This is a genomic window from uncultured Mycobacterium sp. (assembly GCF_964249325.1).
Lineage (GTDB): Bacteria > Actinomycetota > Actinomycetes > Mycobacteriales > Mycobacteriaceae > Mycobacterium.
This window is the reverse complement of record NZ_CAXUCH010000365.1, coordinates 1-3,023: the sequence shown is the minus strand read 5'-3', so window position 1 is coordinate 3,023 and position 3,023 is coordinate 1. Positions and strand designations below refer to the sequence as shown.

The 3,023-nt window shown below is 62.7% G+C and carries 4 protein-coding genes, 1 tRNA gene and 2 pseudogenes; all 7 read left to right on the top strand.

The genetic code is table 11. The annotated features are described in order from the left end of the window. Nucleotides 1-246 (top strand): hypothetical protein (locus tag ACFE99_RS24535; protein WP_375489406.1); only part of this gene is annotated, 246 nt, incomplete at its 5' end. 52 nt (nt 247-298) lie between these two features. After that, nucleotides 299-375: transfer RNA gene (locus tag ACFE99_RS24530), tRNA-Met, on the top strand. Nucleotides 376-686: 311 nt separating this feature from the next. Further along, nucleotides 687-845, top strand: a pseudogene (locus tag ACFE99_RS24525) (DUF3375 family protein); the annotation flags it as partial. Then, the gene (locus ACFE99_RS24520) at nt 812-1,465 is read left to right on the top strand and encodes a DUF3322 domain-containing protein (protein WP_375489404.1); all 654 of its coding nucleotides are present in this window, start codon (nt 812-814) and stop codon (nt 1,463-1,465) included. The pseudogene ACFE99_RS24525 and the gene ACFE99_RS24520, both read left to right, overlap by 34 nt. After that, a pseudogene (locus tag ACFE99_RS24515) lies at nt 1,347-1,843 on the top strand (DUF2220 domain-containing protein). The gene ACFE99_RS24520 and the pseudogene ACFE99_RS24515 overlap by 119 nt, the downstream one beginning before the upstream one ends. A 255-nt stretch (nt 1,844-2,098) precedes the next feature. Further along, nucleotides 2,099-2,353: a hypothetical protein gene (locus ACFE99_RS24510; protein ID WP_375489402.1), complete on the top strand. Its 255-nt coding sequence runs from the start codon at nt 2,099-2,101 to the stop codon at nt 2,351-2,353. Beyond that, nucleotides 2,353-2,772 (top strand): PIN domain nuclease, encoded by a 420-nt coding sequence (locus ACFE99_RS24505; RefSeq protein WP_375489400.1) that lies wholly within the window; start codon nt 2,353-2,355, stop codon nt 2,770-2,772. The genes ACFE99_RS24510 and ACFE99_RS24505 overlap by 1 nt, the downstream gene beginning before the upstream one ends. Nucleotides 2,773-3,023 lie beyond the last annotated feature (251 nt).

The following is a 3,023-nucleotide window of genomic DNA, read 5'->3' as shown; positions in this document are numbered from 1 at the left end:
GCATCCGGTGCACGGGCACCCGCCGATTCGCTTCCGACGGCCGCGCCACCACCGGCTGCGGCGGCCGTCCCTCCGGCACCCAACGGGGCCAGCGCCTTATCGCCGGCCAAGGCCGCCGCGCTCAAAGAGATCCAGTCGGCGATCGGCGCGGCGCGCGACGCCCAGAAGAAGGGCGACTTCGCCGCCTACGGCGCCGCACTGCAGCGGCTCGACGACGCGATCAACAAGTTCAACAACACCAAGTAACGCGACGGATTTGGCCGCCGTGGCGGGTCTTGGGTAACCTTGCATTTACCGACGCGGGGTGGAGCAGCTCGGTAGCTCGCTGGGCTCATAACCCAGAGGTCGCAGGTTCGAATCCTGTCCCCGCTACCAGTGAAAAGGATCCCAGAGGTGCGATCTCTGGGGTCATTTTCATGCCGCTGCGAACGGGTTTGGAAACATTAGCTTGTCTGTCCAGTTAGCTTACGTGTGCCCGAACTCCGCCTACCACTGATGTGGCTGCCTCCTCGGCGGCTTAGCGGTCATTCCTCGGCTTGGGAAGCTGGCAACAGGGTCAGATGACCTACCAGCGATGCGTCGAGTGGCGTCGCGGTGGCGGCCCGAGCTCTGAATGGGTCAGCGCCGAGGAGACAACGGCTGTGTCGGCATCGCCGAATGTCGGTACCCCTGCTTAGGCTCTGCGTGTGGAATACGTGGCGATCCACGCCTTGCGGGAACGGCACCCTGCCTGGCGACTTCTGCGTGGGGGCAACGCCACCCTGATCCTCTCCTTCCTGGGGAAGTTCTTTGTCGAAGACAACCGAGGCGCGTGCTCCGCAAGCGAGGTTGCGGCAGCGTTGGAGGCACTCGCAGGTGGCTAGCTGCCCTCGACGCCGGCCGCCGCAACGACAGTCGATACACGCTGCAATGGCAATCGATCGGCGGCAGACAGATCGGCCTTAACCAGTTGCCGGTACGGGCAGTCGTGTCCTCGATGGAGCAGGCCTGCGCTCTCTTGGGTGTGACGGCGTCGCTTAGTCGGTTCGACGAAATGTTGGTTCTCGCGCAGCAACATCCGCGTGTTCGACGGTGGATCGTCGACCATCCGCATCGTGCGCTGGAACTGGCATCCGAGATGCCGCAGTTGATAGCCGCCTACATTTGGCTCGACAGTCACCGGCAATCACATCGTTATCTGCGCGAGATCAGTGCACCCGGAGTCGACACCAAGTTTGCCGAGAAACACCGACTGGTTCTGGCAGCCATGCTTGGCGTGTCGTCGACACCCTCGGGATTTGTGGCCGGTCTTGGCCTCAAATCGAAGCCCAGATTAGTTCGGCTGCGGCCCGCACCCGCTGGGCCTCGTGGCTCCCTTGACGGAGGTAGCGGTGCGTTCCGAGGAATTGACACGGCTCACTGTCGAACCACGGGTGGCTGTGATCGTCGAGAACGAGATCAGCTATCTGAGCGTGGAGGTCCCTGATGACGGCGTCGTCATCTGGGGGAGGGGATTCGACGTCGACGGTGTGGGCCGACTGCGTTGGCTGGCCGAAGCCGACGTCGTCTACTGGGGAGACATCGACACGCACGGATTCGTGATACTTGACCGTCTACGGGCTTGGCTGCCGCGGGCACAGTCGGTGCTGATGGACCGCGAGACACTGCTCGCCCATCGCGGCCGTTGGGTGACCGAAGACCTCCGGCCACAGCGGCCCTCACGCGGCTGACGCCTGACGAGCAGGAGCTGGATTGGGAACTGGTCACCGACCGGTTGGGCGATCGGGTGCGTCTCGAACAGGAGCGAATCGGCTGGCGTTGGGTCGAGCAACGGCTCTCGGGAGCCATTATCGCCCGGACTTGATTGGTCATCGATCGTCGTCTGCGTTGGGCGGCCGCCTGCCGTCACCGCTTATACCAGAAGAGAATCCAATGGATGTCTCACCGATGGAGGCGTGCGGCAGCCGAGATATCAAGCCCTGATGCATTCGCCTGGTCACCCCAACGTGGAGCATCACAACCGTATCGTCGGTATGCAGGTTCTAAGGCTCGAATGGTGCATCGCTGTCCCGTTTAGTGGTGCATAGATGTCCCATGAGATTGGTGTATCCTTTGACCCATGACACGCATCACGGTGGACGTGAATGACGACTGGCTCGACGCCGCCAAAGAGGTCCTTGGAACCGAGACCAAGGTCGCAACCATCAACGCGGCGCTGCACTCTTTCGCGCTGCGCACACAAGCCGGCAAGATCGTCGCCAGCCTCAATAGTGTCCCCATGGATTTCACCGATTCCGATTCCTCGTGGCGGTACGGCGCCGGCCGCGACCTCACTCGACTCGAACAAGAGGCACGGGAGCCCGAAGCGCTCTGATGTCCAGTGTCGTGTACTTGGCAGACACAACGGTCTACGTCCTGCAGGGACGCCACGACGTCGTGCGCCGCCGATTCGAAACGCTGTTGGCTGAGGGGCGGCTCGCAGGATGCCAGATGTCGGCTCTGGAGTACCTCAACGGCGCCCCGGATCCGAAGGGCTACGAGATCGTCTGGGGCGCGCTGCATGGACATCGCTGGATGGACGTGACGACGGAGGCCATGAACCGGGCATTGGATGTGCATCGAGAACTCGCCAAGACCAGCCAGCACCGCCAATTCCGTCTACCCGACCTGATCATCGCCGCGACAGCGGAACTCAACGGGGCGACCGTCTTGCATTACGACGCCGATTACGACCGTATCGCCGCCGTGACCGGTCAGGCCACAGAGTGGGTGGCAGCCAAGGGGTCGCTGTAACCGAGGTTCGGCTAGCACGGTGTCGAGCGGATGACCGAGGATTCGCGCGAAACGCGCCGTGACGGCTTGGACTGGTGGTCGATCACGACGTGCAGAGACCCGAAGCGGTTGCGAGACGCGGCCGGTTAGCTCATAACCCAGAGGTCGCAGGTTCGAATCCTGTCCCCTGTCAGGGGTGATGTCTCAAGACATCGGAATTGTTCGGAGGCATTCAGGGTGACCACGTGGGGGTAGTTGCCCGGCGCTGAGGG

Excerpts from the sequence above, each read along its gene's own strand:
- ACFE99_RS24505 (WP_375489400.1), top strand. The coding sequence starts at position 2,353 with ATGTCCAGTGTCGTGTACTTGGCAGACACAACGGTCTACGTCCTGCAG.
- ACFE99_RS24510 (WP_375489402.1), top strand. The coding sequence starts at position 2,099 with ATGACACGCATCACGGTGGACGTGAATGACGACTGGCTCGACGCCGCC.